Source organism: Pseudomonas sp. AA-38 (assembly GCF_029457475.1).
In the GTDB taxonomy this organism is placed as follows: Bacteria; Pseudomonadota; Gammaproteobacteria; order Pseudomonadales; family Pseudomonadaceae; genus Aquipseudomonas.
In genome coordinates, this window is the sequence record NZ_CP120359.1 from 2,743,324 (window position 1) to 2,768,404 (window position 25,081).

28 protein-coding genes and 1 pseudogene are annotated in these 25,081 nt (G+C 63.9%); 13 read left to right on the top strand and 16 right to left on the bottom strand.

The window, feature by feature from the left end; translation table 11 throughout:
• Nucleotides 1-387: 387 nt before the first annotated feature.
• On the top strand, nt 388-636 hold the full coding sequence (locus PVE35_RS12485; RefSeq protein ID WP_268183750.1) for a hypothetical protein: 249 nt from the start codon (nt 388-390) through the stop codon (nt 634-636).
• 143 nt (nt 637-779) lie between these two features.
• Here the strand turns inward: PVE35_RS12485 and PVE35_RS12490 are convergent, their stop codons facing one another.
• Nucleotides 780-995, bottom strand: a complete 216-nt coding sequence (locus tag PVE35_RS12490) for a DUF3820 family protein (protein ID WP_268183748.1) — start codon at nt 993-995, stop codon at nt 780-782.
• A 46-nt stretch (nt 996-1,041) separates the two neighbouring features.
• Complete coding sequence (locus PVE35_RS12495; RefSeq protein WP_277374822.1) at nt 1,042-1,635, bottom strand: 2-hydroxychromene-2-carboxylate isomerase; 594 nt, start codon at nt 1,633-1,635, stop codon at nt 1,042-1,044.
• 171 nt (nt 1,636-1,806) lie between these two features.
• Between PVE35_RS12495 and PVE35_RS12500 the strand changes: the two genes are divergently transcribed.
• The 5 genes from PVE35_RS12500 to PVE35_RS12520 all read left to right on the top strand — a co-directional run bounded on the left by PVE35_RS12500 (nt 1,807) and on the right by PVE35_RS12520 (nt 5,097).
• Nucleotides 1,807-2,457 carry a DUF480 domain-containing protein gene (locus tag PVE35_RS12500; protein WP_277374823.1) on the top strand — a complete coding sequence of 217 codons (651 nt, stop codon included), beginning with the start codon at nt 1,807-1,809 and terminating at the stop codon, nt 2,455-2,457.
• Between the two features lie 43 nt (nt 2,458-2,500).
• Nucleotides 2,501-2,791 (top strand): I78 family peptidase inhibitor, encoded by a 291-nt coding sequence (locus tag PVE35_RS12505; RefSeq protein ID WP_268184283.1) that lies wholly within the window; start codon nt 2,501-2,503, stop codon nt 2,789-2,791.
• A gap of 94 nt (nt 2,792-2,885) precedes the next feature.
• Nucleotides 2,886-3,338: a MarR family transcriptional regulator gene (locus tag PVE35_RS12510; protein ID WP_277374824.1), complete on the top strand. Its 453-nt coding sequence runs from the start codon at nt 2,886-2,888 to the stop codon at nt 3,336-3,338.
• A 267-nt stretch (nt 3,339-3,605) separates the two neighbouring features.
• Nucleotides 3,606-4,031 carry an organic hydroperoxide resistance protein gene (locus PVE35_RS12515; protein WP_268183741.1) on the top strand — a complete coding sequence of 142 codons (426 nt, stop codon included), beginning with the start codon at nt 3,606-3,608 and terminating at the stop codon, nt 4,029-4,031.
• Between the two features lie 49 nt (nt 4,032-4,080).
• Nucleotides 4,081-5,097, top strand: coding sequence for an alpha/beta hydrolase (locus PVE35_RS12520; protein WP_277374825.1), 1,017 nt, complete (start codon nt 4,081-4,083; stop codon nt 5,095-5,097).
• Between the two features lie 133 nt (nt 5,098-5,230).
• Here the strand turns inward: PVE35_RS12520 and PVE35_RS12525 are convergent, their stop codons facing one another.
• The 6 genes from PVE35_RS12525 to PVE35_RS12550 all read right to left on the bottom strand — a co-directional run bounded on the left by PVE35_RS12525 (nt 5,231) and on the right by PVE35_RS12550 (nt 10,448).
• A complete protein-coding gene (locus PVE35_RS12525; protein WP_277374826.1) occupies nt 5,231-6,610 on the bottom strand; it encodes an aspartate aminotransferase family protein in 1,380 nt (459 codons plus the stop codon).
• Nucleotides 6,611-6,633: 23 nt separating this feature from the next.
• Nucleotides 6,634-7,980 (bottom strand): glutamine synthetase family protein, encoded by a 1,347-nt coding sequence (locus PVE35_RS12530; RefSeq protein WP_277374827.1) that lies wholly within the window; start codon nt 7,978-7,980, stop codon nt 6,634-6,636.
• 26 nt (nt 7,981-8,006) lie between these two features.
• Nucleotides 8,007-8,564, bottom strand: coding sequence for an XRE family transcriptional regulator (locus PVE35_RS12535; RefSeq protein WP_268183733.1), 558 nt, complete (start codon nt 8,562-8,564; stop codon nt 8,007-8,009).
• A gap of 16 nt (nt 8,565-8,580) precedes the next feature.
• Entirely contained in the window at nt 8,581-9,870 is a 1,290-nt protein-coding gene (locus PVE35_RS12540) for an FAD-binding oxidoreductase (protein WP_277374828.1), read from the bottom strand.
• 111 nt (nt 9,871-9,981) lie between these two features.
• Nucleotides 9,982-10,281 (bottom strand): antibiotic biosynthesis monooxygenase, encoded by a 300-nt coding sequence (locus PVE35_RS12545; protein ID WP_277374829.1) that lies wholly within the window; start codon nt 10,279-10,281, stop codon nt 9,982-9,984.
• 20 nt (nt 10,282-10,301) lie between these two features.
• The gene (locus tag PVE35_RS12550) at nt 10,302-10,448 is read right to left on the bottom strand and encodes a hypothetical protein (protein WP_277374830.1); all 147 of its coding nucleotides are present in this window, start codon (nt 10,446-10,448) and stop codon (nt 10,302-10,304) included.
• Between the two features lie 319 nt (nt 10,449-10,767).
• On the opposite strand from PVE35_RS12550, the gene PVE35_RS12555 reads away from it, so the two are divergent.
• Nucleotides 10,768-11,715: an AraC family transcriptional regulator gene (locus PVE35_RS12555; protein ID WP_277374831.1), complete on the top strand. Its 948-nt coding sequence runs from the start codon at nt 10,768-10,770 to the stop codon at nt 11,713-11,715.
• Nucleotides 11,716-11,748: 33 nt separating this feature from the next.
• Here the strand turns inward: PVE35_RS12555 and PVE35_RS12560 are convergent.
• From PVE35_RS12560 to dnaX, 6 genes and pseudogenes are all read right to left on the bottom strand, one after another.
• Nucleotides 11,749-11,859, bottom strand: a pseudogene (locus PVE35_RS12560) (acyl-CoA dehydrogenase family protein); the annotation flags it as partial.
• A gap of 105 nt (nt 11,860-11,964) precedes the next feature.
• Nucleotides 11,965-13,113 carry an acyl-CoA dehydrogenase family protein gene (locus PVE35_RS12565; protein ID WP_277374832.1) on the bottom strand — a complete coding sequence of 383 codons (1,149 nt, stop codon included), beginning with the start codon at nt 13,111-13,113 and terminating at the stop codon, nt 11,965-11,967.
• A 66-nt stretch (nt 13,114-13,179) separates the two neighbouring features.
• Complete coding sequence (locus PVE35_RS12570; RefSeq protein ID WP_268183721.1) at nt 13,180-13,761, bottom strand: DUF4157 domain-containing protein; 582 nt, start codon at nt 13,759-13,761, stop codon at nt 13,180-13,182.
• Nucleotides 13,762-13,788: 27 nt separating this feature from the next.
• Nucleotides 13,789-14,388, bottom strand: a complete 600-nt coding sequence (recR, locus tag PVE35_RS12575; RefSeq protein WP_277374833.1) for a recombination mediator RecR — start codon at nt 14,386-14,388, stop codon at nt 13,789-13,791.
• A gap of 229 nt (nt 14,389-14,617) precedes the next feature.
• The gene (locus PVE35_RS12580) at nt 14,618-14,944 is read right to left on the bottom strand and encodes a YbaB/EbfC family nucleoid-associated protein (protein ID WP_003240957.1); all 327 of its coding nucleotides are present in this window, start codon (nt 14,942-14,944) and stop codon (nt 14,618-14,620) included.
• Between the two features lie 24 nt (nt 14,945-14,968).
• Nucleotides 14,969-17,050, bottom strand: a complete 2,082-nt coding sequence (dnaX, locus tag PVE35_RS12585; protein WP_277374834.1) for a DNA polymerase III subunit gamma/tau — start codon at nt 17,048-17,050, stop codon at nt 14,969-14,971.
• A gap of 470 nt (nt 17,051-17,520) precedes the next feature.
• Between dnaX and PVE35_RS12590 the strand changes: the two genes are divergently transcribed.
• Both PVE35_RS12590 and PVE35_RS12595 read left to right on the top strand, forming a co-directional pair.
• Nucleotides 17,521-17,742 (top strand): hypothetical protein, encoded by a 222-nt coding sequence (locus PVE35_RS12590; RefSeq protein ID WP_268183713.1) that lies wholly within the window; start codon nt 17,521-17,523, stop codon nt 17,740-17,742.
• Nucleotides 17,743-17,795: 53 nt separating this feature from the next.
• Entirely contained in the window at nt 17,796-18,083 is a 288-nt protein-coding gene (locus PVE35_RS12595) for a DUF3509 domain-containing protein (protein ID WP_268183711.1), read from the top strand.
• An 81-nt stretch (nt 18,084-18,164) separates the two neighbouring features.
• Here PVE35_RS12595 and PVE35_RS12600 read toward each other — a convergent pair whose 3' ends face one another.
• Entirely contained in the window at nt 18,165-19,139 is a 975-nt protein-coding gene (locus tag PVE35_RS12600; RefSeq protein WP_268183710.1) for a phytanoyl-CoA dioxygenase family protein, read from the bottom strand.
• 137 nt (nt 19,140-19,276) lie between these two features.
• Between PVE35_RS12600 and PVE35_RS12605 the strand changes: the two genes are divergently transcribed.
• Together PVE35_RS12605 and PVE35_RS12610 are read left to right on the top strand one after the other, a co-directional pair.
• Nucleotides 19,277-20,866, top strand: a complete 1,590-nt coding sequence (locus PVE35_RS12605; RefSeq protein ID WP_277374835.1) for a bifunctional 3-(3-hydroxy-phenyl)propionate/3-hydroxycinnamic acid hydroxylase — start codon at nt 19,277-19,279, stop codon at nt 20,864-20,866.
• Between the two features lie 57 nt (nt 20,867-20,923).
• Nucleotides 20,924-21,574: a TetR/AcrR family transcriptional regulator gene (locus tag PVE35_RS12610; protein ID WP_268183705.1), complete on the top strand. Its 651-nt coding sequence runs from the start codon at nt 20,924-20,926 to the stop codon at nt 21,572-21,574.
• 2 nt (nt 21,575-21,576) lie between these two features.
• On the opposite strand, the gene PVE35_RS12615 is transcribed toward PVE35_RS12610, so the two are convergent.
• Nucleotides 21,577-22,809 (bottom strand): NADH:flavin oxidoreductase/NADH oxidase family protein, encoded by a 1,233-nt coding sequence (locus tag PVE35_RS12615; protein ID WP_277374836.1) that lies wholly within the window; start codon nt 22,807-22,809, stop codon nt 21,577-21,579.
• 464 nt (nt 22,810-23,273) lie between these two features.
• On the opposite strand from PVE35_RS12615, the gene PVE35_RS12620 reads away from it, so the two are divergent.
• Complete coding sequence (locus tag PVE35_RS12620) at nt 23,274-23,888, top strand: TetR/AcrR family transcriptional regulator (protein WP_277374883.1); 615 nt, start codon at nt 23,274-23,276, stop codon at nt 23,886-23,888.
• A gap of 77 nt (nt 23,889-23,965) precedes the next feature.
• Nucleotides 23,966-25,057, top strand: coding sequence for a VOC family protein (locus PVE35_RS12625; RefSeq protein ID WP_277374837.1), 1,092 nt, complete (start codon nt 23,966-23,968; stop codon nt 25,055-25,057).
• Nucleotides 25,058-25,081: the final 24 nt, after the last annotated feature.

The window sequence follows — 25,081 nt, forward strand, 5'->3', positions numbered from 1 at the left end:
TCGGCATTTTGCCTGCCTGTCGCTCTGGACGTCGCTGCAGTGCATTCAGAAGCTCCAAGGTTCGCCGCATCCTCGGGCGACTCACTTTTCGTTGAAATCGAAGCGCTGCTCAGAGCAAAGAAAGGCAAGCAAAAGTGACTCCCCGGAGGGCGAAACGGAAGCCATCAGTAGAACGCGACAAGCAGCCCGACAACACCGAAAACCACCGCACAATCACACCCACTCGCAACCTTGCGCGTTTATCGGCTCAGGCTCGGCAGGTTCATATCTGCGCTAAGGTTAAGGGCAGACGCACACTCATTCACGCGCCGCCGCCACTGGCCCCGGCTGGAACCTCGGTGTAGCGTCGACACCGAGGGCGGCGCCTCGCTCGAGGAGGCCACACCCATGAGCGCACTCACCTGCACCCACCGCGACCACACCATCCGCGCTACGGTCATGGAACACCCCGGCCTGCCCACCCCATGGGCCGGTGGCTGCCAGATCACCGAACCTGACGGCAAAACCAGCAAACGTCTGACCCTGCCGGTGGACTACGCCTTCATGACCGACCTGGAAAAGGCCCAGCGCGCTTCCATCGCCCATGGCAAATGGTTGGTGGATCAGAAGTTGGACCACGGTCGCAACTGGCATTGAGGTAGGGTGCGCTGTGGCACCGCGATTTTTGCATGTGCATGGTCGGTGCGCACGGCGCACCCTACGGGTGTAACTGGCGCCTGGATGAACTCCGCGGGGAAGCGGAAACGCCTCCCGGATTGCATCCGGGCTACGCATGCTCTCTACGAGCGTTCGCGCAAGGGATCGAGCAACGGTTTGAGGCCGTTGTGGTCGATTTCCTGCATCAACGCCAACAACTGGCCCAGCTCGCCCTTGGGAAAGCCCTCACGGGCGAACCAGTTGAGGTAATGGCCTGGCAGGTCGGCGATCAACCGATCCTTGTACTTGCCATAGGGCATGCGGCGGGTCACCAGGAGTTTCAGCGCTTCGGGATTCATGATGGGCTCCGCAGCCAGAAAAAAGGCCTGCCATTGTGCCAGGGCCTCAGCGGCAAAGTGCGTCATGAACGAAATCCAGCCGATCCTGACCGAAGAACATTTCGCCTTCGACGAAGCAGGTCGGCGCGCCGAACACGCCACGGGCAACGGCCTCTTCGGTGCTGGCCTTGAGCGCTGCCTTCACTTCCGGCTCGACGCTCTGCGCCTGCAACACGGCTGCGTCGAAGCCTGCGCCAACCAATACCTCGCTCACGCAGGCAGGGTCGGCGAGATTCGCCCCGCCCACCCAGATGGCCTCGAACAGCCCATGCACGGCATCGTAGAGGCGTGCCGGCTGATGCATTTGCACCGCCACCAGCAAGCGCATCAGGGCCAGGGTGTTGATGGGGAAATGCGGGTTGAAGCGCAGCGGCACGGCAAAGCGCTCGGCACAGCGGGCCAGGTCGCGCATCAGGTATCGGCCCTTGGCCGGAATCAGTACCGGCGAGGCGTTGCCGGTGGCCTGGAACACGGCGCCGAGCAACATCGGTCGATACAGCAACTCGGCACCTGCTTCACGGCACAGGGCCGGCAACTGGGTATGCGCCAGGTAGGAGGCCGGGCTGCCCAGGTCGAAGAAGAATTCCACGGTCTTGCTCATGACCACCTCTGTTTGCAATGGAGATATGCTTGGCGCTCATCAGGGCAACATGATGGCCAGTGTAGGCGCCTGCCTCATATCCTTCGACATGCTCGCATACAGATTACAGTCTGTCGGCTGAGCGCGGATGCCGTTAGGCTACGCAGATCTTTTCTGCCTCAGGATCGAGCCATGCCCTACTCCCCCTCCACGCTGGTCGGCGAAACCCCGCTGCACGCCATCGAAGTACGCATTCTCGGCTGCCTGATCGAAAAGCAACTGACTACCCCGGAAAGCTACCCGCTGACCCTCAATGCCGTGCAACTGGCCTGCAACCAGAAGACCAGCCGCGAACCGCTGATGACCCTGGAGACCGGCGAAGTCGGGCGCTACCTGCGCAGCCTGGAAGGCCGCAAGCTGGTGCATCTGGTGATGGGCAGCCGCGCCGACCGCTGGGAACAGCGCTGCGACAGGCAACTGGAGCTGGTCAAGCCGCAGACCGCGCTGCTCGGCCTGCTGCTGTTACGCGGCCCGCAGACCCTCAACGAGCTGCTGACCCGCAGCAACCGCATGCACGACTTCGATGACGTGGAAGAGATCCAGCACCAGTTGGAACGATTGGTCGGCCGTGGCCTGGCCGTGCTGCTGCCACGCCAGAGCGGGCAGCGCGAGGATCGCTACATGCACCTGCTGGGCGAGCCCACCGATCTGGAAAGCCTGCTGGCCAGCCGCGCCAGTACTCGCAGCGAAGCCTCGGCACCTAATGAGGATCGGCTGGTCGAACTGGAAGCGCGTATCGCCGCACTCGAAGAACGTCTGGCGCGCCTGGAGGGCGCGCAGTAAACCAAGGAGCCTCGCATTGAACCTCACCACCCGCCTCTGCCTCATGCTCACCGCCACCCTGCTCGCCTCTGGTTGCAGCAGCACCGCTGAAAAACCGGCTTCTGCCGCTGCCCCGAGCGGCTCCACACATGACAGTTGCACCTCATCCGCCGCCGAACACTTCAAGGGCCAGAGCGCCAGCCCGGAGCTGCTCGAACAGGCCCGCCAGGAGGCCGGTGCCAGCAGCGCACGTATCCTCACACCACGCAGCGTGGTGACCCTGGAATACAACGGCCAGCGCCTGAATCTGAATGTCGATGAACAGGGCGTCATCACCCGAGTGTCCTGCGGCTGAGCCTTACCCGGTGCGGGCTTGCCCGCACCAACCTCTGGCGCAACGATGATTAGCGCGCTAACGTAAGCATTCCTTCATCTCACAGACCTCTGCCATGAAATCGCCCGTGGAACCCTGCACCGAGTTGATGCTGGACAACCAGCTCTGCTTCGCCCTCTATTCCACCTCGCTGATGATGACCAAGACCTACAAGCCCTTGTTGCAGGCGCTCGGTCTCACCTACCCGCAATACCTGGCCATGCTGGTGCTGTGGGAAAACGACGGCATCACCGTCAGCGAGATCAGCGCGCGCATGCTCACCGACCCGGGCTCGCTCACCCCATTGCTCAAACGCCTGGAGAGCGAGGGCCTGCTGCAACGCCGACGCAGCAGCGAAGACGAACGCGTGGTGCAGCTATACCTAACCGACCAAGGCCGCGCCCTGCATGAGCAGGCCAAGGCTGTGCCGGCCTGCATTCTCAGGGCCACCGGCCTGAACCTGCAACAGCTCGGCGAGCTGCGTGATGACCTGGTCGCACTGCGCAGCAACCTGCAAGACGCCCTCTGATTGCAGAGATGAACGTGAGACGAATCTTTCCGGGTGCGCCTAGCGCCCCCTACGCTCTGCTACACACCATTCCCGCCTAGAACTGCGCTGCAAGCCGCGCCCCATCTGCTTATTCCATTCACACCGACCACATATAGCTAAATGCTCCATGGATTTATATTGCGCGCTAAATATTTGCGCATTAGAGTTCACCCCATGGATACGGTTAGCGCGCAAACAATTAGCGAACCAATCCATCAACTACCAACCCTGATGAGGAATATCGCCATGACCATCGAAAACGTTCTCTACCGTGCCACCGCTGAAGCCTTTGGTGGCCGTGAAGGCCGCGCCGTCTCCTCCGACGGTGTCCTCGACATCGCCCTGACCACCCCGAAAGAACTCGGCGGCGCAGGCGGCAACGGCACCAACCCGGAACAACTGTTCGCTGCCGGCTACTCCGCCTGCTTCCTTGGCGCACTGAAATTCGTCGCCGCTCGCGACAAGCTGAGCATTCCGGCGGACACCTTCATCGAAGGCACCGTGGGCATCGGCGCCATCCCCACCGGTTTCGGCATCGAAGTGGAACTGCGTATCAGCCTGCCGGGCCTGGATCGCGACGCTGCGCAAACCCTGGTGGATCGCGCGCACATCGTCTGCCCGTACTCCAACGCCACCCGCGGCAACATCGACGTCACCCTGACCATCGTCTGACCGATCCTGCGCCGGGCTCCCCGGCGCCCCCACTAAAAGGAACAGGAACATGAACATCTCGCGCACCCTGACCGCTGGCTTGCTCGCCCTGGCCATCAACAGCAGTTTTGCCGCCGGCAGCCCCGGCGTGGAACGTACCACTCAGGGCTTCCTCGATACCCTGGCAGCAGGCGGCGGTCAGCCGCTGGAAACCCTTTCGCCGAAAGATGCTCGTGCCGTGCTGGTCGGCGCTCAGGCCGGGGTCAAGGTGGATTTGTCAGGTATCGTGGTCGACACCAAGGTGATCCAGGTGAATGGCCAGTCGCTCACCCTCAAGGTGGTACGTCCCGAAGGTGCGCGCGGCATTCTGCCGGGTTTCATGTTCTTCCACGGCGGTGGCTGGGTACTGGGTGACTATCCGACCCACGCACGCCTGATCCGTGATCTGGTAGTGGGCTCCGGCGCCGCAGCGATCTACGTCGACTACACGCCGTCGCCGGAGGCCAAGTACCCGACCGCGATCAACCAGGCTTATGCCGCAACCAAGTGGGTAGCCGACAACGGCAGCCAGATCGGTGTCGACGGTTCGCGCCTGGCGGTGGCCGGCAACAGTGTCGGCGGCAACATGGCGGCTGTGGTGGCCATCAAGGCCAAGGAGGCTGGCACGCCGAAACTTCGCGCTCAGGTGCTGCTGTGGCCGGTGACCGACGCCAACTTCAACAATGCGTCGTACAACCAGTTCGCCGAAGGCCACTTCCTGACCCGAGGCATGATGGAATGGTTCTGGGACAACTACACCACCGACCCGAAACAGCGTAACGAGATCCATGCATCACCGCTGCGTGCCAGCCTGGAACAGCTCAAAGGTCTGCCGCCAGCACTGGTGCAGACCGCCGAGATGGATGTGCTACGTGACGAAGGCGAAGCCTACGCTCGCCGCCTGAACGCCGCTGGCGTATCGGTGACCGCCGTGCGCTACAACGGCATGATTCACGACTACGGCCTGCTCAATGTCGTGGCTGAAGTCCCGGCCGTACGTACTGCCCTGGATCAGGCTGCGCAGACGCTGAAGAACAGCCTCAAGTAAGCGGCTGAAAAACGAAACCCCGCCACCGTAACGGTCGCGGGGTTTCATTCTTGTAGGAGCTGCTGGGCCACATTGCACTTAAGCTGCGGGTTGTTTCTGTCGCGGCTAAAGCCCCTCCCACTAGCCCGTGAGCTTACGCCTGGCTACGCACCTGCTCCCAGGTCAGATCCAGGCACTTGCGCGCTTTCTCGACCAGCTCATCCACTTCTGCCTGGCTGATCACCAAGGGCGGTGCGATGATCATGGTGTCGCCCACGGCGCGCATGATCAGACCGTTGTTGAAGCAGTGGCCGCGACAGACCATGCCCACGCCCACATCACCGGAGAAGCGCTTGCGCGTGGCCTTGTCCTGCACCAGTTCGATGGCGCCGAGCATGCCCAGGCCGCGCACTTCACCCACCAGAGGGTGATCGGCCAGCTCACGCAGGCGCTTTTGCAGGTAGGGCGCAGTTTCGGCCTTGACCCGCTCGACGGTGCCTTCTTCCTTGAGAATGCGCAGGTTCTCCAAGCCCACCGCCGCTGCCACCGGGTGACCGGAGTAGGTGAAGCCGTGGTTGAAGTCGCCGTGCGCCTCGATCACCTCGAACACCTTGTCGCTGACGATCAGCCCGCCCATGGGCACGTAGCCGCTGGTCAGGCCCTTGGCAATGGTCATCAGGTCGGGTTTCAGATCGTAGTACTGGCTGCCGAACCACTCGCCGGTACGACCAAAGCCACAGATCACCTCGTCGGCCACGAACAGGATGTCGTACTTGCCGAGGATTTCCTTGATACGCGGCCAGTAGGTTTCGGGCGGGATGATCACGCCGCCAGCGCCCTGCACCGGCTCGGCAATAAAGGCCGCCACATTGTCCTCGCCCAGTTCGAGAATCTTCTTCTCCAACTGGTCGGCAGCCCAGATGCCGAATTCCTCGGGCGATTTGTCGCCGCCCTCGCCAAACCAGTAGGGCTGCGGGATATGGGCAATGCCGGGGATCGGCAGGTCGCCCTGCTCGTGCATGAACTTCATTCCGCCGAGGCTGGCACCGGCCACGGTGGAGCCGTGGTAACCGTTCTCACGGCCAATGATGATCTTCTTGCTCGGTTGGCCCTTGCACGCCCAGTAGTGGCGCACCAGGCGCAGCATGGTGTCGTTGCCTTCCGAGCCCGAGCCAGTAAAAAACACATGGTTCATGCCGGCCGGCGCCAGTTGCGAGATGGCATGCGCCAGCTCCAGCACCGGCGGGTGGGCGGTCTGGAAGAAGGTGTTGTAGAACGGCAACTGGCGCATCTGCCGAGCAGCGGCCTCGACCAGCTCCTCGCGGCCATAGCCGACCGCCACGCACCACAGGCCGGCCATGCCGTCGAGGATCTTGTGGCCCTCGCTGTCCCACAGGTGCACGCCCTTTGCCTCGGTGATGATGCGCGGGCCCTTCTCGGCCAGTTGCCTGTAATCACTGAACGGCGCCAGATGATGGGCCTGGCTCAGGGCCTGCCAATGGGCGGTCTTGGGGTTGTTTACGGCGTTGTTCATGTCGCCTCCTTCTATCCGTGACATCACAGGTACCAGCGGTATTCCCGCGGGCTGATGTCGTGCATGAAGGCCAGGTGATCCTGGCGTTTGTTCTCGCAATAGACCATGACGAACTCGCTGCCGAGGCCGGCGGCAACGCGCTCGCTGGCCTGCATGCAGCGCACGGCGTCGAGCATGTCCTTGGGAAAGTCGACGCCGCTGGCACGGTCGTCATTCAGCGGTGCGATGGGCTCGACCTTGGCATCGAGGCCCTGCTCGATGCTGGTCAGCAATGCCGCCAGCACCAGATAGGGGTTGGCATCGGCACCCGGCAGACGGAACTCCAGGCGCAGGTTGCGCGCGTCCGACTCGGGAATGCGCACGCAGGCGTCGCGATCCTCGAAGCCCCAACTGGCCTTGCTCGCCGAGTTCACCTGGGCGCCGAAGCGGCGGTAACTGTTGTGGTTCGGCGCGTAGATCGGCATCAGTTCCGGCAGCAGCTCCAGGCAACCGGCCACGGCATGGCGCAACGGGCGCTGCTCGTCACGCGCCAACAGGTTTTCGCCAGCCTCGTCGTACAGGCTGACGTGGATATGCATGCCGCTACCCGGGTACTGCAGATACGGCTTGGCCATAAAGCTGGCACGATGGCCGTACTTGAGCGCCACGCCACGGGTCACCCGGCAGAACAGCGCCGACCAGTCGGCCGCCTGCATGGGATCGGCGTTGTGACTGAAGTTGATCTCGAACTGCCCCGGGCCGATCTCGGCGGTGATCACCGTGGTATCGATACCCTGCAGGCGCGCGGTCTCGCTGATGTCGTCGAGCACCTCGGCAAAGCGCGAGAGCCGCTCGATATGCATGTTCGGCTGGTCGTCGGCATCGCCACTCAGGTCATCGCGCGGGTACTGCGGCAGGCCGTCCTTGAGCGCCTTGTCGAACAGGTAGAACTCCAGCTCGAAGGCCACCACCGGACGAATGCCACGCGCTGCCAGGCGCTTCACCACCCGTGCCAGCACCTCGCGTGGCTCGAACTCGATGGGCGCCTCGGTGCCATCGGAGCTGATCAGCATCTGCCCCAGCGGCTGGCGCTCCCAGTTCACCAGCTTGAGCGTGCCGGGGATCAGCCGCCGTGGCGCGTCCGGGTCGCCGTCATGGAAACAGTAGTCGCCGATCTCGTAGAGCCCGCCCTGGGCGCCGAGCAGCACGCAGTTCTGCGGCAGTTTCAGGGCGCTGCCGGCGGCGACCTTCTCCAACATCTCGATGGGGTAGCGCTTGCCATAGAAATGCCCGGGAATGTCCAGGCAGATCAGGTCGACGAAGCGCACCTCGGGGTGGGTCTGGCGGAATTGGCGGACTTCGTCGAGCAGCTCGACTCGGGTGGCGTTCATTGTGGTTATTTCCGGTTCACGGGAGGTCAGGTGTAGATCCACAACACCCGCGCAGGGGTGTCGCCTTGGTTGGCATAACGCAGGCGCGCATAGCTGGGCACCTGGAAAACATCGCCGGGGTAGAGGGTGGCGCTCTCTTCGTCCTCTCCCAGCCACAGCGTCAATTGGCCTTCGAGCACGTAGCCGGCCTGCTCCGAGCGGTCGCTCATCTGCCGCTCGCCACTGCTGGCACCGGGCTCGAGCAGACTGTCGACCACCATGAAGGCGCCCTGCAGCGTCGGCGAGGCCATGATGTCGGTGATGCCCCCGGCCAGGTACAGGGTGCGGCGCTCGTCAGGCCGGGTGACCCAGTCCAGCGCCTTGGGCTTGGGCAGGCTGTAGAAATAGGTGGTGGGCACGTCGAGCGCCTCGGCGATGGCAGTCAGATCCGCCACCGTCGGCCGCGACAGCCCCCGTTCGACCTGCGAGAGAAACCCCACCGAGCGGCCGATACGCTCGGCCAGCTCGTTCAAGGTGACCTTCTTGTGCTTGCGCAGATCGTGGATGAGCACGGCCAAGGCCGCCATCTCCAGGTTCTGGTTCATCTCGGCGCTGTCCATGTCAGAAGCTGTCTCGCAGTCGATACCAGGCCTTGCCGATGGCCTCCAGGGGCGCAGCCAGGCGTTCGTTGAAGGGGAAGTCGGGGTTGCGCAGTTGCCGGTACAGGGACAATTCCTCGTCATCGCCGAGGATGGCGTCGCTCACCGCGCGGGCTGCGGCCAGGGTCGGCAACACGCCATGGCCAGAAAAGCCCTGCAGCCAGTAACGGCCGTGTTCGCCACCAATATCCGGGGTGCGCGCACGGGTGATGTCGATATGCCCACCCCAGGCGAAGTCGATGGCTACACCGGACAATTGTGGGAAGACCCTTTGGAGGAAGGGACGCGTGGCCGCCGCCATGTCCTTGGGCAAACCGCCCAGGTAGGTGCAGCCGCCGCCGAACAGCAAGCGGTGATCCGGCGTGCGACGGAAATAATCGAGCACGAACTGGTTGTCGGTAACGCAGGCATTGCGCGGCAGCAACGCCTCGGCGCGCTCAGCGCCCAGCGGTGCGGTGGCGATCTGGTAGGTGCCGACCGGCAGGATGCGTCGTGCCAGGCGTGGTTCCAGATCGTCGATATAGGTATTGCAGGCCAGCACCAGGTTGTCGGCCTGCACGCTGCCCTGCCCGGTACGCACGCGGTAGCCGGCGCCATGAGCTTCCTGGCTCAGCGCGCGGCTCTGCTCGAAGATCTGCCCTCCGCCGCGGACGAAGGCCTCGGCCAGGCCGAGCGCCAATTTGAGCGGGTTGAGGTGCCCGGCCTCGGGATCGTAAAGCCCGGCCTGGTAGCGCTCGCTGGCGACCCATTGCGGCATCTGTTCACGGGAGACGAACTGCAGTGCGCGGTGCCCCCATTTGTAGGCAGCCTCTTCTTGCCACTCATGCAGCAGCGCCACCCGCCTTGGCAGTACCGCCGTCCACAGATGACCGCGGCGGTAGTCGCAATCGAAGCCATGGCGCTGCGGCAACTCGCGCAACTCCCGCGCGGCCCAGGCCATACCATCCCACAGACGGCGGGCACCTTCGAGGCCGACGTTCTTCTCCAACGGCGGCATGTCGCAGGACCAGCCCAGAATCGCCTGCCCGCCATTGCGACCGGAAGCCGCCCAGGCCACCCGACTGGCTTCCAGCAGGATAACCCGCTTGCCTGCCTCTGCCAGGCGCAGGGCCGTATGCAAGCCGCTGAAGCCAGCGCCAATCACCACCACATCGCAGCGCCGCTCGCCTTGCAGCGTCGGGTAGTTCGTCAGTTGCGCCGCACAGGTGGCGGCGTAGTAACTGTCGACGTGCTGATTGGCCTGATGGAACATGAACGACTCATGAAATTATTTAAAATTAATTTCATGAAAATCTATAGAGATAAATTCACAAAGGCAAGCTGAGCGGCTTGAAAGCCCCTGAAACACTCTCCGGAGGCAACCTCAGGCGACCTGCCGGTGCAGCTCCACGGCACATTCGAGATGGGTGAACAGCGCTTCGTCTATCGCTTGTGCCAACACCAGACGCAGACCTTCGCTGCCGAGAAAGGCGTCTCGCGCGGCGGCCGAGCGCCATTGCCCCTCGACCTGCCAGGTCAGCGGATCACTGCGCAGCGAGAAAATCCGCAGGTGCTGACAACCGGGAATGCTTCGGCCTACCTCGTCCAGCCGAGCCAGGCACTGCCCCAGCCGGGTCGAACGATCGTGACGGGCGCGAACGGTCATACGATGAATGATGCTCATGGCAACCTCCTGGAATTGAATCAGTACAGACCGGCAGCATTTCGCTGCAATACATGGGGCGCTGCTTGCGGCCCGTAGAACGCCGCGCCGCCACCGCTTCTGCAGTCGAGCCAGGCCGTGGCGAGTAACAAAAACGTCAGCGGCGCGATCAGCCATTTGCTCGACATCACTCGCTCCTTGATTGACTTATTGGCACCGCTCGCGGGTGAGATGGCTGATGCATGCGTTCGAGCCGAGACCGGCGCGATGACTACAGAGATTAGTGATGGACTCATCGCGGCGTTAGTCGATTACTGGCAAATTCTTGCCTAAAACTGCAGTCATGAAAATTGCAGCAGCAAGGAACGCAGAGCAGACGAACTCATGGAGAGACTCCGTATCACGGGCTATTTGCCCATTACTGGCAAATAATTGCCTAATCCTGCCACCCCTCATGACTTGCCTGAAAAACCTGGCTAGGCTTCGCTGACTTTACGGAGGCGCGCCATGCCATCACCCATTCACACCGCCACGAATCTCGACACCCCTCTGGCCGAACTCAGCCATGAAATGGCGCGCCTCGTCGAGCGCTTCGTGCCTGACGATGGCTTGCACCTCACGGCCATTCCCGGCCTCAAACTGGCGCGCGCCACCTCGCCAAGCCTGCCGATGCAGACGGTCTACGACCCCTGCCTGTGCATCATCGCCCAGGGCCGCAAGGAGATACGCCTGGGCGACGAGCTCTATATCTACGACCCGCTCAATTACCTGGTGGCGTCGGTGATGCTACCGGTTACCGGCCGGGTGATCGAAGCCAGCCCGGAGGCACCCTACCTGAGCATCGCACTGGAGATCGACCCGGCCCTGATCAGCAGCCTGCTCACCGAAATGCCACCCATCCCGGCGCCTGATGCGGCCTCGCAACGCGCCCTGTTTCTCGACCGTCTCGATCCGCGCCTGCTGGATGCGGTGATCCGCCTGCTGCGCCTGCTGGAAACCCCACGCGACATCGCCATGCTGGCACCACTGGCGCTACGCGAGATCTTCTATCGGATGCTGCTCAGCCCGCAGGGCCATCGCCTGCATGAAGTGGTGATAGCCGACAGCCAGAGTCAACGCATCTCCCGCGCCATCGAATGGCTACGCAGCAATTTCGACCAGCCGTTGCGCATCGAGGAGTTGGCCCGCGAGGTGAACCTGAGCCCGTCGACCCTGCATCACCGCTTCAAGGCCGTCACGGCTTTCAGCCCGCTGCAATATCAGAAGCAACTGCGCCTGCAGGAGGCTCGCCGCCTGATGCTGTGCGACAACCTCGAAGCGGCCGCGGCAAGCTATCGCGTGGGTTATGAAAGCCCCTCGCAGTTCAGCCGCGAGTACAGCCGCCTGTTCGGCGCGCCACCGCAGCGCGACATTGCCCGCCTGCGGCAGGCGGGGCAGGGTCAGGTAGCGTCCTGAGAGCGGCCAGGCAGGAGGTGCGAACAGCGCTCCCTACAACCCCATCTGCTTGGCAATGATCTCGTTCATGATTTCCCGCGTGCCGCCGCCGATGGAAAGAATGCGGTTGTCGCGGTACAGCCGCTCGACCAGGGATTCGCGCCATGAAGGCCCAGATTCCGCACCGCCGGCTTCTGTGGGAGGCGCTTCAGCGGCGAGCTTTTCCGCCCTGGTTAGGCTGATCGCGGCTACCCCCTCCCACCGCACTGGCTACAACCCCATCTGCTTGGCAATGATCTCGTTCATGATTTCCCGCGTGCCGCCGCCGATGGAGAGGATGCGGTTGTCGCGGTACAGGCGCTCGACCAGGGATTCGCGCATATAACCCATGCCGCCCATGATCTGCACCGCGTCGTAAGTCAGACGATCGGCGATATCCGTGGCGAAGTTCTTGGCCATGGAGATTTCCTTGATCACGCTCTTGCCGGCAGCCATCTGTGCAGCCTGGCGATAGGTGAACTCGCGAGACACCTCGAGCTGCGTGGCCATCTCCGCCAGGCGATGCTTGAGCACCTGGAACTTGCCCACCGGCTTGCCGAAGGCCTGACGCTCGCGCGCCCACCTCAGGGATTCCTCCAGCGCCAGTTGCGCGGTCATGTTGGCCATGATCGCCAGACTCAGGCGTTCGCTCTGGAAGTTAGCCATGATGCAGGCGAAGCCGGCATTCTCCCCGCCGATCAGGTTCTCCACCGGCACCTTGCAGTCGTCGAAGAACAGCTCGGCAGTATCGGACGCCCACCAGCCCATCTTCTTCAGCTTGCGGCCGACGCTGAAACCCGGCGTGCCCTTCTCCACCAGCAGCAAGCTGACGCCGCCGAAGCCCTCACCGCCGGTGCGCACCGCCACGGTGTAGTAATCGGCACGCACGCCACTGGTGATGAAGGTCTTGCTGCCACTGACGCGGTAATGGTCACCGTCGCGCACGGCACGGGTCTTGAGATTGGCCACGTCGGAGCCGCCGGAGGGCTCGGTTACCGCCAGTGCCATGATTTTCTCACCAGCCAGCACCTGCGGCACCACGCGCTGGCGCACCGCTGGCTTGGCCCACTTGACGATGGGCGGCAGGCCGATATCCAGCGAGCCGAGCCCGGCCACCAGGCCGCCCGAGCCACTACGCATCAGCTCCTCGCTGGCCGCCACCTTGGCGAACACGTCACCCTCATGGCTGCCGCCAGACTGCTCGGGATAGCCAATGCCGAGGATGCCCGCCGCACCGGCCTTGAGGTAGAGCTCACGGGGGAACTCCTCGGCCTCCTCCCATTCGTCGATATGCGGCAGTATCTCGCGTTCGACGAAGCGCCGAACGCTGTCGCGAACCAGTTGGTGGGACTCATCGAAATAAGGCTGAGCGGCGGCCATGCGGGTACTCCCGTTATCGTTTCAGCCACCCTAACCTAGCGCTTGCTTGGTTTTCAAGCGAGCGTTTCATTTCTCCTCGCGCAGTGCCCTTCTCACCCGCGCCTGCATCGCGTAGGCAGGCCCTTCCACTGACTGGAAATCACGGGTGTAACGGCGGGCGAACTCGGCGCTGCCCCAGTCGCGATACTGCTGCACGTGCCAAAGCTCGTGCGCCCATAGCGCGGCGTCGTTGGCAGCGGCGCCGGCATCGCGAAACACCACCACGTCCACCAGGGTCACGGCCTGCACGTCCGGGTTCTGCAGCATGACGGTGGCGGCGTCCATCTCGTCGGTGATACCGATGCGAAAGCGCACGGCATCGAGTAATGCCTCGTCATAGAACGGCGCGAGCTGCGCACGAATCATCAGGGGAATGGGCTCGGTGCCGGCGCGCAGCGCGGCCTGGCGGGATTGCAGCAGCCAGGCCTCGAGGCGGACGGCGGCCATGTTCAGGCCACCCTCACGTACTCGAACCGGGTCGGGCACGCAGAGGCAGGAGCCACCCAGGCACACCTGGATCTGCCCGCTTGGGCACTGCTCAGCCTGCACGGCAATAGGCGAAGCAAGCATGCACAGCGCGGAGAACCAGCGCAGAAAGGCAGCGATCACAGGCGCTCCGTAACGGGAGGAAGGAACCTAGAGACTGATCGGCCGCCGCCCTGCCAGGGCATGGGCCAGGGTGCCGCCGTCGACCAGCTCCAGCTCGCCACCCAACGGCATGCCGTGGGCGATACGCGAGGCGACCAGGCCCTTGCCGGCGAGAATCTGCGCGATGTAGTGCGCTGTGGCTTCACCTTCCACCGTGGGGTTGGTAGCCAGGATAACCTCGCTGAAGCCTCCAGCCTCGATGCGCTCCAGCAGCTCGGGAATGCCAATGGCCTCCGGCCCCAGGCCATCGAGCGGCGACAGGTGGCCCTTGAGCACGAAGTAGCGGCCGCGATAGCCCGTCTGCTCCACCGCATGCACGTCCATCGGCCCTTCGACCACGCACAGCAGGCTGTCGTCACGGCGCTCGTCCAGGCATAGCTGGCAGACTTCGTCCTCGCTCAGGCTGCGACAGCGCTTGCAGTGCCCCACACCCGCCATGGCCGCCTCGAGCGCCTGTGCCAGGCGCTGACCGCCGCTGCGATCACGCTCGAGCAATTGCAGGGCCATGCGCTGTGCGGTCTTCTGCCCGACACCGGGCAGGATGCGCAGCGAATCGATCAGTTGGCGAATCAGAGGGCTGAAGCTCATGAAATTCCTACAGGGTGTAGTCCGGATGCAATCCGGGAAATCGTGTATGCCGTGTTTCCCCGGATTGCATCCGGGCTACAGGCCCGCCCTTGACGACGGGGCCAGAGTGGCGCTCAGGCGGCGTGCAGGGCAAGGCGCCGACGAGCGAGGAACCGCAGTGTGCTGTAGCACATGAGGATTCCGAGTTCGTCGGCAACGCTGCCATGTGCGCCGACTGGGCGTCACCTACTCAAAAAGGCATTTTGAAGCCGGGGGGTAGCTGCATCCCGGCGGTCATGCCGGCCATCTTCTCCTGGCTGTTCTGCTCGACCTTGCGCACGGCGTCGTTGACGGCGGCGGCGATCAGGTCTTCGAGCACTTCCTTGTCTTCCTGCATCAGGCTGTCGTCCAGGGTGATGCGCTTGACGTCATGGCGACCGGTCATCACCACGCTGACCAGGCCGGCACCGGACTGGCCGGTGACTTCGGCATTGGCCAGCTCTTCCTGCATCTTCTGCATCTTTTCCTGCATCTGCTGGGCCTGCTTCATCAGGCCTGCCATGCCACCTTTCATCATGTCGCTATCCTCGGTGTTCGGGGTTTAACTGGGAGTGTCGATAGGCTCGATGCTGCCGTCGCGCACTTTGGCGGCGAATTGCTGGATCATCTGCTGCACCAGCGGATCGGCATGGATCGAGGCCTCGGCGCTGCGCTGCCGCTCGGCACGCTTGCGCGCCGCGGCTTGCGCCGGGGTTTCCTGTTCGGGTTTGCGCAGTTCGATGCGCAGTTTGATGCTGCGCCCCTGCTGCTGGTTCAGGGCGTCGTTGAGACGGCGCTGCTGGGTCGGGTTGAACAGCGCGCTGTGCGCCGGGTCCAGGTGCAGCAGCCAGTCGTCGCCATTGGCTTCGACCAGGGTGCAGTTGGCCGCGATGCTGCCGGTCATGCCCCCGAGGCCGAGCAACGGGAACAGCGCCAGCCATTCCGCGGCCAGGCCGGTGGCCGGCGCCACGGCGGGCAGAGGCTCGGGCTCGGCCTCGGGTTCGGCTTCACTCGGCAGGTCGAAATCGTAGTCCAGCGCGCCATTGTCCAGCTCGACGTAATCATAATCGCCGGGTGGCGGCTCTTCGTCGTCGGCGGGCGCGATGCCTTCCAGCGGGATAGCCGCCTCGGCCACGGGCGCAGCGTCCACCACCGGCTCTACCGACACAGCAGGCGCAGCCTCGGCTGGCGCTTCGACCATGGGCTCAGCCGCAGGCACGGGCTCCCAGGGCAGATCGACGGCCGCAGTGGCCTGCGCCACGACAACCGGCTCAGGCTCAGGCTCAGGCTCAGGCTCAGGCTCAGGCTCAGGCTCAGGCTCAGGCTCAGCAGCGATTATCGGAGCGACGGGCTCGGCCGGCGCAACAGGTTGCGGCGTCGCGACGGGCGCTTCCGCCACCACGACCGGCTCGGGCTCAGGCGCGGTGACGACAGGGGCGGCCGGCGCAACGACAGCCGGTGCCACCACGGCAGCACCGGCCACTGGGTTGGGCTGGGAATCAGCAGTGGCCTGGCTGATCCCCAAGGGCTTTAGCGTGACCCTCGGCGCATCGTCACCGCCAGCAGGACGAAACGCCAGCATGCGCAACAGCACCATCTCGAAGCCGCTGCGTGGATCCGGCGCCAGCGGTAGATCGCGCCGCCCGATCAGGCCCATCTGGTAATAGAACTGCACATCCTCGGCCGGCAACGCCTGAGCCAGTTGCAGCACGCGCTCACGGTCACCCTGGCCGTTGTCCACGGCATCCGGCAGCGCTTGAGCGATGGCCACGCGGTGCAGCACGTTGAGCATTTCCGAGAGCACGCCATTCCAGTCTGGCCCCTGCTCGGCCAGGTGGCGCACCGCCTCGATCAACGCCCGTGCATCGCCTTCGATCAGCGCATGCAGCACGCCATACACCTGGCCGTGATCGAGGGTGCCGAGCATGGCACGCACATCGGCCGCCAGCACCTTGCCCTCGCCGAAGGCGATGGCCTGGTCGGTCAGGCTCATGGCATCGCGCATGGAGCCGTCGGCGGCGCGGCCGAGCAGCCACAGGGCATCGTTCTCGAACGGCACGTTCTCGGCGGTCAGCACGTGGGTCAGGTGCTCGACCACCCGCTCCGGTGGCATGTTCTTCAGGGAGAACTGCAGGCAGCGCGACAGCACGGTGACCGGCAGCTTTTGCGGGTCGGTGGTGGCGAGGAGGAATTTGACGTGGGGCGGCGGCTCTTCCAGCGTCTTCAACAGGGCGTTGAAGGAGCTGGTGGAAAGCATGTGCACTTCGTCGATCAGGTAGACCTTGAAGCGGCCACGGCTTGGCGAATACTGCACGTTGTCGAGCAGTTCGCGGGTGTCTTCGACCTTGGTGCGGCTGGCGGCGTCCACTTCGATCAGGTCGACGAAACGGCCTTCGTCGATCTCCCGGCATACCGAACAGGTGCCGCAGGGGGTGGAGCTGATACCGGTTTCGCAGTTCAGGCACTTGGCGATGATCCGCGCGATGGTGGTCTTGCCCACCCCACGGGTGCCGGTGAACAGATAGGCGTGGTGCAGACGCTGGCTGTCCAGGGCGTTGATCAAGGCTTTGAGCACATGCGTCTGGCCGACCATTTCGCGGAACGAGCGCGGACGCCATTTACGTGCAAGAACCTGATAACTCATGGAAAACCGTCATGTAAGGAAAGCAAAGTGGGCTAATGCTAGCGGAGCAACCAGCAAATTGCATCCGCAACGGCATGCTCGCAGTGTTACGCCGCAGCGGCGAAAAATAATGCTGTTCATTTCTTGAGCAAGGCTTTATCATCCGCGCCGTTCGTACCACGCTGCAAGTCATCAAGGCCCTAGCGCCTCCCCGCTGGTTTCCCGGTTCAACGTCTAGCGCTCCCTGCGCTGCCGCCCTCCCCGATCCCACCCTGCTGACTGTTCAGGCCAACTCGCCATCGACCACTGCTGGCGTTGTTCATTTGCCTGCCTCCGACGTACCGACCACGCCGAAGAACCGTAACAATGGAACTTTATCGTGCATATAAAGCTCCTATTGGTTTACTTGCTAAGGCCGCTTTTCGGCCGACCTCACGGAGCAACACAACGCGCATCGATGCGCACCTGCGTTAAAGGAAATACTTAGAAAAATGAATACTCAACATCAGATCCAGAAAGCCATCAGCACCCTGACCCACGCCTTCGCCCCGTTCGATTGCCGCATCCAGGCAGCGCGCAAGGGCAGCTTCAGCTTTACCCTCGTCGACAAGACCGGTATCGCCCAGTACAGCCAGCGTCTTTATCCGGGTCAGTACAATGACGAATCGTTGCAACAGGTGATCGAACGTACCCGCCAGTCGCTCGTCGCTTGAACCTATCTATCATCCTGATGTCAAAAATTGCCAATCTCAGGATGGAGTAGGTTATGGAACTCACCAACCAGCAACTCGTCGATCATCTGTTCACTCCGCTGCGTGCCAACTTCAGTTCGCCACGGCCTGATGGCAGCATCATCCTCGCCTTGCTCGACGAGAGTGACAGTACCGTTTACAGCCGCGTACTGGCCAAGCCCCAGCTTGACGATCAGGACGCCTTCGCCCAGAGCCTGGAAGAAATCCGCCTGGAGCTCGCGGTACGCGCCGGCAACATCCCCGCCGATCTGCGCAAGACGCTCAAAGAGCAGGACAGCGTGCTGAGCTATCGCACGGCCTGAGCCCTTCTCGCCCGCAATGAACAACGCCCGATGTCATTCGGGCGTTTTGCGTTGACCACGATATTCGAGACCACCCCTCACTCAGCTACCGGGCTTCGTCCAGGTCTGCTTGAACGACTTGCTTCTGCCGGGTTTGAACGCCAGCCGCGTTGCCGCCATGGCGTTGTCCAGCAAGGAGCCCAGCAGCTTGCTCGCCGCGGCGCGCTCCGGCCTGGCGCGCGCAGCCCGCTCCTGCGGATCCATCTCCGGCAGGATGCGTGGGAACGCGGCGCCCTGCAGCGGCCCACCGGGCACCGAGGCATGCCTGAAGTGAATCGGCATGCGCTTGGCCGAAGGCGCGTAGACCACGTCGTCCCCCACCCAGCGCAAAGCCAGCGCGCGCCGCCGCCGCGTGCGTGACTGATTGCCATGGGAGCCATGCAGGGTCAGGGGGTGGAACATCAGGATGTCGCCCGGCTCCATGTCCCAGTCGAGCAACTCGTAGCGTTCGGGATGCGCGTTGATATCGGGAATGTCGTCCATCCGCTCGTCGATGATGGTCGCCACGTAATCCGGCGAGATGGCCTTGAAACGTTGCGGCCACTTGTGCGAGCCCTTCACGTACAGCAGCCCGCTGTTCTCGCGGTTGACCGGATCGCATGGAATCCAGAAGGAGCAGATCTGCTCGCCACGGATGGGCCAGAAGCTCAGATCCTGATGCCAGGGCGTCGGTGCGTCCGTTCCGGGTTCCTTGACGAACATCTGATCGTAGAAGAAGCGCACCTGCTGCGAGCCCATCAACTGCTGCGCCCAGCGCGCGAAAGGCCCGTAGTAGATCAGGTCACGCAGGGCATCGATGCGCTTCCACAGGAAAATGTCCATCTGGTAGCCCTCCACCTTGCGCGACATGAAGCGCCCCAGCAGCGAGGCATCGCCCCTGGCTGCCTCGACACCCTCTTCCAGCAGCTTCATCCAGTTGGGGTCGATGGCCCCCTTGATCATGATGACGCCATCGTCGTGGTAACGCTGAATCTCCTCGGCAGTCAGGGTGCGAGTCGGGTATGCAGGAAAGGACATGGAGAGCTCCCTCGGCACCAAGGTGCGCGGCTTGTTGTAATAGGTTTTAAGGGCCAATCTCAATATTGAGAAATTATTCATTTTTGAATAACCTGCCCAAAAATAATCACAACCCCGCGCCATTACAAGAGCCCGACATGCATAACAACAACAAAGCACTGCCAGACAGCGTCGACGTTTTGATCATCGGCAACGGCCCGGTCGGTGCCACGCTGGCCGCCCTGCTCGGCCGCCATGGCACCCAGACTCTAGTGATCGACAGGACTCACGACATCCTCTTGATGCCGCGCGCCATCGCGCTGGACAACGAGGCGCTGCGCATCCTCCAGCAGGCCGGCCTCGCCGAAGAAGCCTTCGACAAGGTGGTGATCCCCGAAGTGCGCATGCATTGCCCGATCATCGGTCAGTTCGGCCGTGCCAATACCCGCGGCAGTGTGGATGGGCACCCCAAGCTGGTGACCTTCTATCAGCCGGATCTGGAGCGCGCGATGCGTGCCCAGTACCAGCGCTTCGACAATGTGAGTTGCTGCGGTGGGCTGGAGCTGGAGGATCTGGCCCAGGACGACGAAGGCGTCACCGCCATGCTGCGCGCCGAGGACGGCGGTCTGCATCGTCTGCGTGCCCGTTATCTGGTAGGCGCCGATGGCGCCAGCTCGAAGGTGCGCAGCCTGATCGGCCAGGATTTCGAGGGCCAGAGCTACAGTGAGGACTGGCTGATCGTCGATGCCTGCCAACGCGAGGGCAAGGCCATCGACCACGTCGAGTTCATCTGCGATCACCGCCGCCCCATCCCGCACATGCCCGCCCCGGGCGGCCGCGAGCGTTGGGAGTTCATGCTGCGCGCCGGGGAAACCCGCGAGCAGGTGGAAGACAACGGCTACATCGCCAATTTGCTGCAGCGCTGGATCGACCCCAGCCAACTGCAGATCGAACGCAAGGCCGTGTATCGCTTCCACGCGCGCTGCTGCAAGCACTTCCAGCAAGGCCGCGTGTTCCTCGTCGGCGATGCGGCCCATATCACCCCGCCGTTCGTCGGTCAGGGCCTGGTCGCCGGGCTACGCGACGCCGCCAACCTGGCCTGGAAGCTGAGCTGGGTTGTGCAGGGCCTGGCAAGCCCGGCGATTCTCGACACTTACGAGCAGGAGCGCCGCCCCCATGCCCAGGCCATGATCAACATGGCCAAGCTCATGGGGCGCCTGATCATGCCGCGCAACGTTCTGCTGGCCGTACTGGGCCACGGCATGATGCGCACGCTCAGCCTGATACCGGCGGCACGGCGGCAGTTCGAGGAGCTGGAGATAAAGCCCAAGAACATTTTCCGCCGAGGTCTGTTCATCAACAGGCGCGGCTGCGTGAAAGTCCGCCGAGGCGGCCTGCTGCCACAAGGGCTGGTGCGCACCCGCGAAGGTCGTCTGCTGCTGAGCGACGAGGTGCTGGGAGACGGCCTGACCCTGCTGGGCATGGGCATCGACCCCTGCACGTTGCTGCCGGAGCCACTGAAGCAGCGCTGGGAAACGGCCGGTGGGCGCTTTCTGCAGATCGGCCAGCAAGGGCAACGCAGCAACGCCGCCACCCCCTTCGTCGAGGACCTGGGCCAGCGTCTGACCCAGATCGCGCCCACCGGCTCATTGCTGGTGGTTCGCCCGGATCGCATCCTGATGCACGACGGCCCGGCGCAGCAGGCTGCCGAGCTCGTTGCCGACTGCCTGCAATTGCTGAGAAAGTGAATGGCCCAGCCGCCCGGCACTCCATTATCATCGAACGCTCCTTCGCAGAGCACCACCATGAGCAGAGCCAAGACAGCCGATAGCGAACCCGCCGCGCCAAGCCGTGGGCACAAGAAGCGCGAGCGCACCCGCCGTGGCCTCATCGATGCCGCCGTGCGCCTGCTCGCCCGCAAGGAACTGGGCGATATCGCCCTGCTCGACCTGGCCACCGAGGCGGAAGTGGCCAGCGGCACCATCTACAACTATTTCCGCTCGCGCGACGAAGTCGTCGAGGCGGTCGGCCTGGCCATGGCCGACGAGTTCTCCGAATCGATCGCGCAATACAGCGCGGGTATCGACAGCGGCGCGCAGCGCATGGCCATTGGCGTGCGCATGTTCATCCGCCGGGCCATGGCCGACCCGGACTGGGCCAGTGCCGTGGTGCGGGTGGTGCACTCCGATCAGGCAATGCGCTCGAAGGTCACCGGCTACGTGCTGGCCGACCTGCGCGCGGGCAAGGCGGAAGGCATCCTCAGCTACGAGCACGAGGGCATCGCCCTCGACCTGCTGGTTTCCAGCACGCTCGGTGCCATGCGCAGCGTGGTGGAAGGTCGCGGTGTCAGCGAACACGACGTGCTGGTCGCCGAGATGATCCTCAGGGCGCTGGGCGCGACGGCGGCACGGGCGCGCAAGCTGGCCCGGCAGGTACTGCCGGAACCCGCCCTCTAGGATCAGCCCTTGCTCGCGACCCAGCGGCGATAACGCCGGGCCTGCAGCCTGAGCTTGATCTGGCTACCCAGCAACGCCAGCAAGGGCGAGGTACCCGCATGGGTTGGCTTGCCCCTGCCGAGCAGCAGCAGTTGCTTCTTCATCACCGCCTGGGTAGCGGCAGCGGCCAGGGCCTTGTTCTTCCAGCTCACCACCACCGGCTGCACCGCGATGTCCTCGCCCGCCCGCCAGCGTGCCGGCAAGCTGGGCTCGATGGCCAGGGCGGTGGCCATGCCGACCATCGCCACCCCCTGCTCCACGGCCCGCTCGGCCACGGCCCTGCGCCGCACCCCACCGGTGACCATGATGGGCATTGAGGCAACCTCGGCGATACGCTCGGCGAACTCCAGAAAATAGGCCTCGCGCGCCAAGGTGCTGCCATCGCGGGTCTGCCCCTGCATCGCCGGGCTCTCGTAGCTGCCGCCGGAGAGTTCGACCAGATCCACACCCCGCGATCCCAGCATCCGCACCACCTCTGCCGCATCGCCGGCCTCGAAGCCGCCACGCTGGAAGTCCGCCGAGTTGAGCTTGACCGCCACGCTGAACTGCGGGGCGACCTGGGCGCGCACCGCCTCGACGGTGCGCAGCAGGATGCGCGCACGGTTTTCCAGGCTGCCACCCCAGTCATCGCTGCGGCGATTGCTGAGCGGGGAAAGAAACTGGCTGAACAAATAACCATGGGCCGCGTGGATCTGCACCCCGGAAAAACCGGCGCGCTCGGCCAGCAGTGCGGTGTTGAGGTAACGCTGGATGAGCTGCTCTATCTGCCCCGCCTCCAATGCCACGGGCTGGGCGAACAGCTTGGAAAGCCCAGGGATATTCACCGGGATCGCCGATGGCCCCAGAGCCGGCTGGCCCATGCTGGCCATCAACTGGCGCCCGGGATGATTGATCTGCAGCCAGGCCTGAGCGCCCTGGCTGCGGCAAGCCGCGGCCCAGGCCTCGAAGCGCGGCAGGTGCGCGTCATCCTCCAGCACCACGCCGGCCGGGCCGGTCAGGGCATGCCGATCCACCATCACGTTGCCGGTGATGATCAGCCCGGCGCCGCCTTCGGCCCAGCTTCGATAGAGCCGGGTCAGCACCGGCCCGGGCGCATGGTCGGCGTCGGCAAGGTTTTCCTCCATGGCGGCCTTGGCGATGCGATTGGGAATGACGGTGCCATTGGGCAGGTACAGGGGCTGGAACAGCTTGCTCATCGATTAAGCATCCTCTGCGAAAGACAGCATGAACCCTAGGGTCTGTTGACGTTTCGGCGCGAGCCGCGTTGCTGCGCCATATTGCGCCAGGCTAGGCGCGGGATGCAGGTAATGGTCGTTCCCTTGCCAAATCCCGCAACGACGCATGGCGCAATTTGCCGCGCAACCCGAAGGGACGGGCCAGTTTTTGCGTGGTGCGTCGTTGCTCGACGACTCATTTGGGCGACCAAACTTCGCGTCTCGCGCCTAGCTCCACGCAAAAACTGGCTCCGTCGCGGCCGCGTACGAAACGTCAACAGACCCTAGTACGGGCAGGCCCCTCCTGAACCACAGGCGGGATGCCAGCGAAACAGCGCAGATAAAAGCAAAATTGAACACTCGTGTCCATTATTTATCATTCGTGCTTGACCAATACTGAACACCACTGTTCAATCGCTCCCATGCACCAACCGGAGATGCCTGCATTGACAGAGCTCAGCCCCGCCCAGCGCCGCATCCACATGGCGGCCATCCGTCTGTTCGCAGAAAAAGGCGCCGCCCAATTGAACGTCAGCGACCTCGCGCAGGAAGCCGGCGTGGCGCGCGGCACCATCTACAACAATGTGGAAAACATCGATCAGTTGTTTCAGCAGGTCGCCAGCCAGTTGAGCAAGGAAATGCACCAGCGCGTCAACGACAGCTTCGCCGGCCTGGAAGACCCTGCCGCGCGCCTGGCCACTGGTATCCGCCTGTTCATCCGGCGTGCCCACGAAGAACCGCACTGGGGCGCTTTCCTCAGCCGCTTCGCACTGAGCGACGCCTCGCTGCGCGAGATGATCTACAGCCAGGCCACGGCCGATGTTCTGAAAGGCCTGAGCACGGGTCGCTACCGCTTCCCGCAGAGCCACCTGGCCAGCGCCATCTCGCTGATCGCCAGCGCCACCCTCGGGGCCATGCTGCTGGTGCGCGAAGGCATCAAGACCTGGCGCGATGCAGGCAGCGAAACCGCCGAACTGGTGCTGTGCGCCCTGGGCATAACCGTAGACGAAGCACGACGACTGGCGAGCGCCGACCTGCCGCCACTGCCTGCTCTGGACTGATCATCGCTAGATATGCAACGGCCCGGCCACGTGGGTCGCCGGCCTGGCTTGGCCCGAAAAAGCCATGGAGAACGACAATGGCAACAACTACCCCAACAGCCACGCTCGCCACCGCTCAACCCGCACGCCATCGGCAACCTACCGTCAAGGCTCAGGCGCTGGCCCACCTGATCTTCGAGCGCCCGGATCTCCAGCAGGCCGAGCGCTTTCTTGCGGACTTCGGCTTGCAGCCTGCCGGAAAAGATGCCACCACCCTGTACCTGCGCGGCACCGGCCCTGCCCCCTACTGCTACCGGATACACCTGGCCAAACGCCCGCGCTTTCTCGGTTTCGGCCTGACCCTCGCCAGCCGCGACGACCTGCAACGCATCGCAGAGCTGCCGGGGGCCTCGCCCATCGAGCCGCTGCCTGGGCCCGGAGGGGGCGAACGGGTACGCCTGGTCGACCCCTCGGGTTTTCTGCTGGAAGCCATTCATGGCCAGCAGCCTGCCGAGCCCATGACGCATCGCGCGCCGCTGCCGTTCAACGGGGTGGACGAGACGCCGCGCATCAACGCCACCCAGCGCCCCCCCGTCGCGCCGCCCGAGGTGATCCGGCTGGGCCATCTGGTGCTGGAAGTGGCCGACTACCAGGCCACCTGCGCCTGGTACACCGAGCATTTCGGCTTCATCCCCAGCGATGTGCAGGTGCTGCCGGACGGCTCGCCAGCGGTCACCTTCCTGCGCCTGGATCTGGGTGACGCCCCGGCCGACCATCACACCCTGGCGATCGCCCAGGGTTTCATGGCGACCTACAGCCATAGCGCCTATGAGCTGGTGGACGCCGACGCCGTCGGCATGGGCCAGCGCGTGCTGCGCGAACGAGGCTGGAAGCATGCCTGGGGCATCGGCCGGCACATCCTCGGCAGCCAGATCTTCGACTACTGGCAGGACCCCTGGGGTGACAAGCACGAACACTACTGCGACGGCGACCTGTTCACCGCCGAGCACCCCACCGGCGTGCACGCGGTCAGCCCCGAAGCCATGGCGCAATGGGGGCAGCGCATGCCCAGAAGCTTCACCAAGCCCGTACTCAACCTGGCCGCCATCGCAGCGCTGCTGCGCAACCTGCGGCGCAGCCCCGACCTCACCCTGCGCAAGCTGATCACCCTGGCGCGGATGTTCGGCTAGGAGCATGCCCATGACCGGATTGAA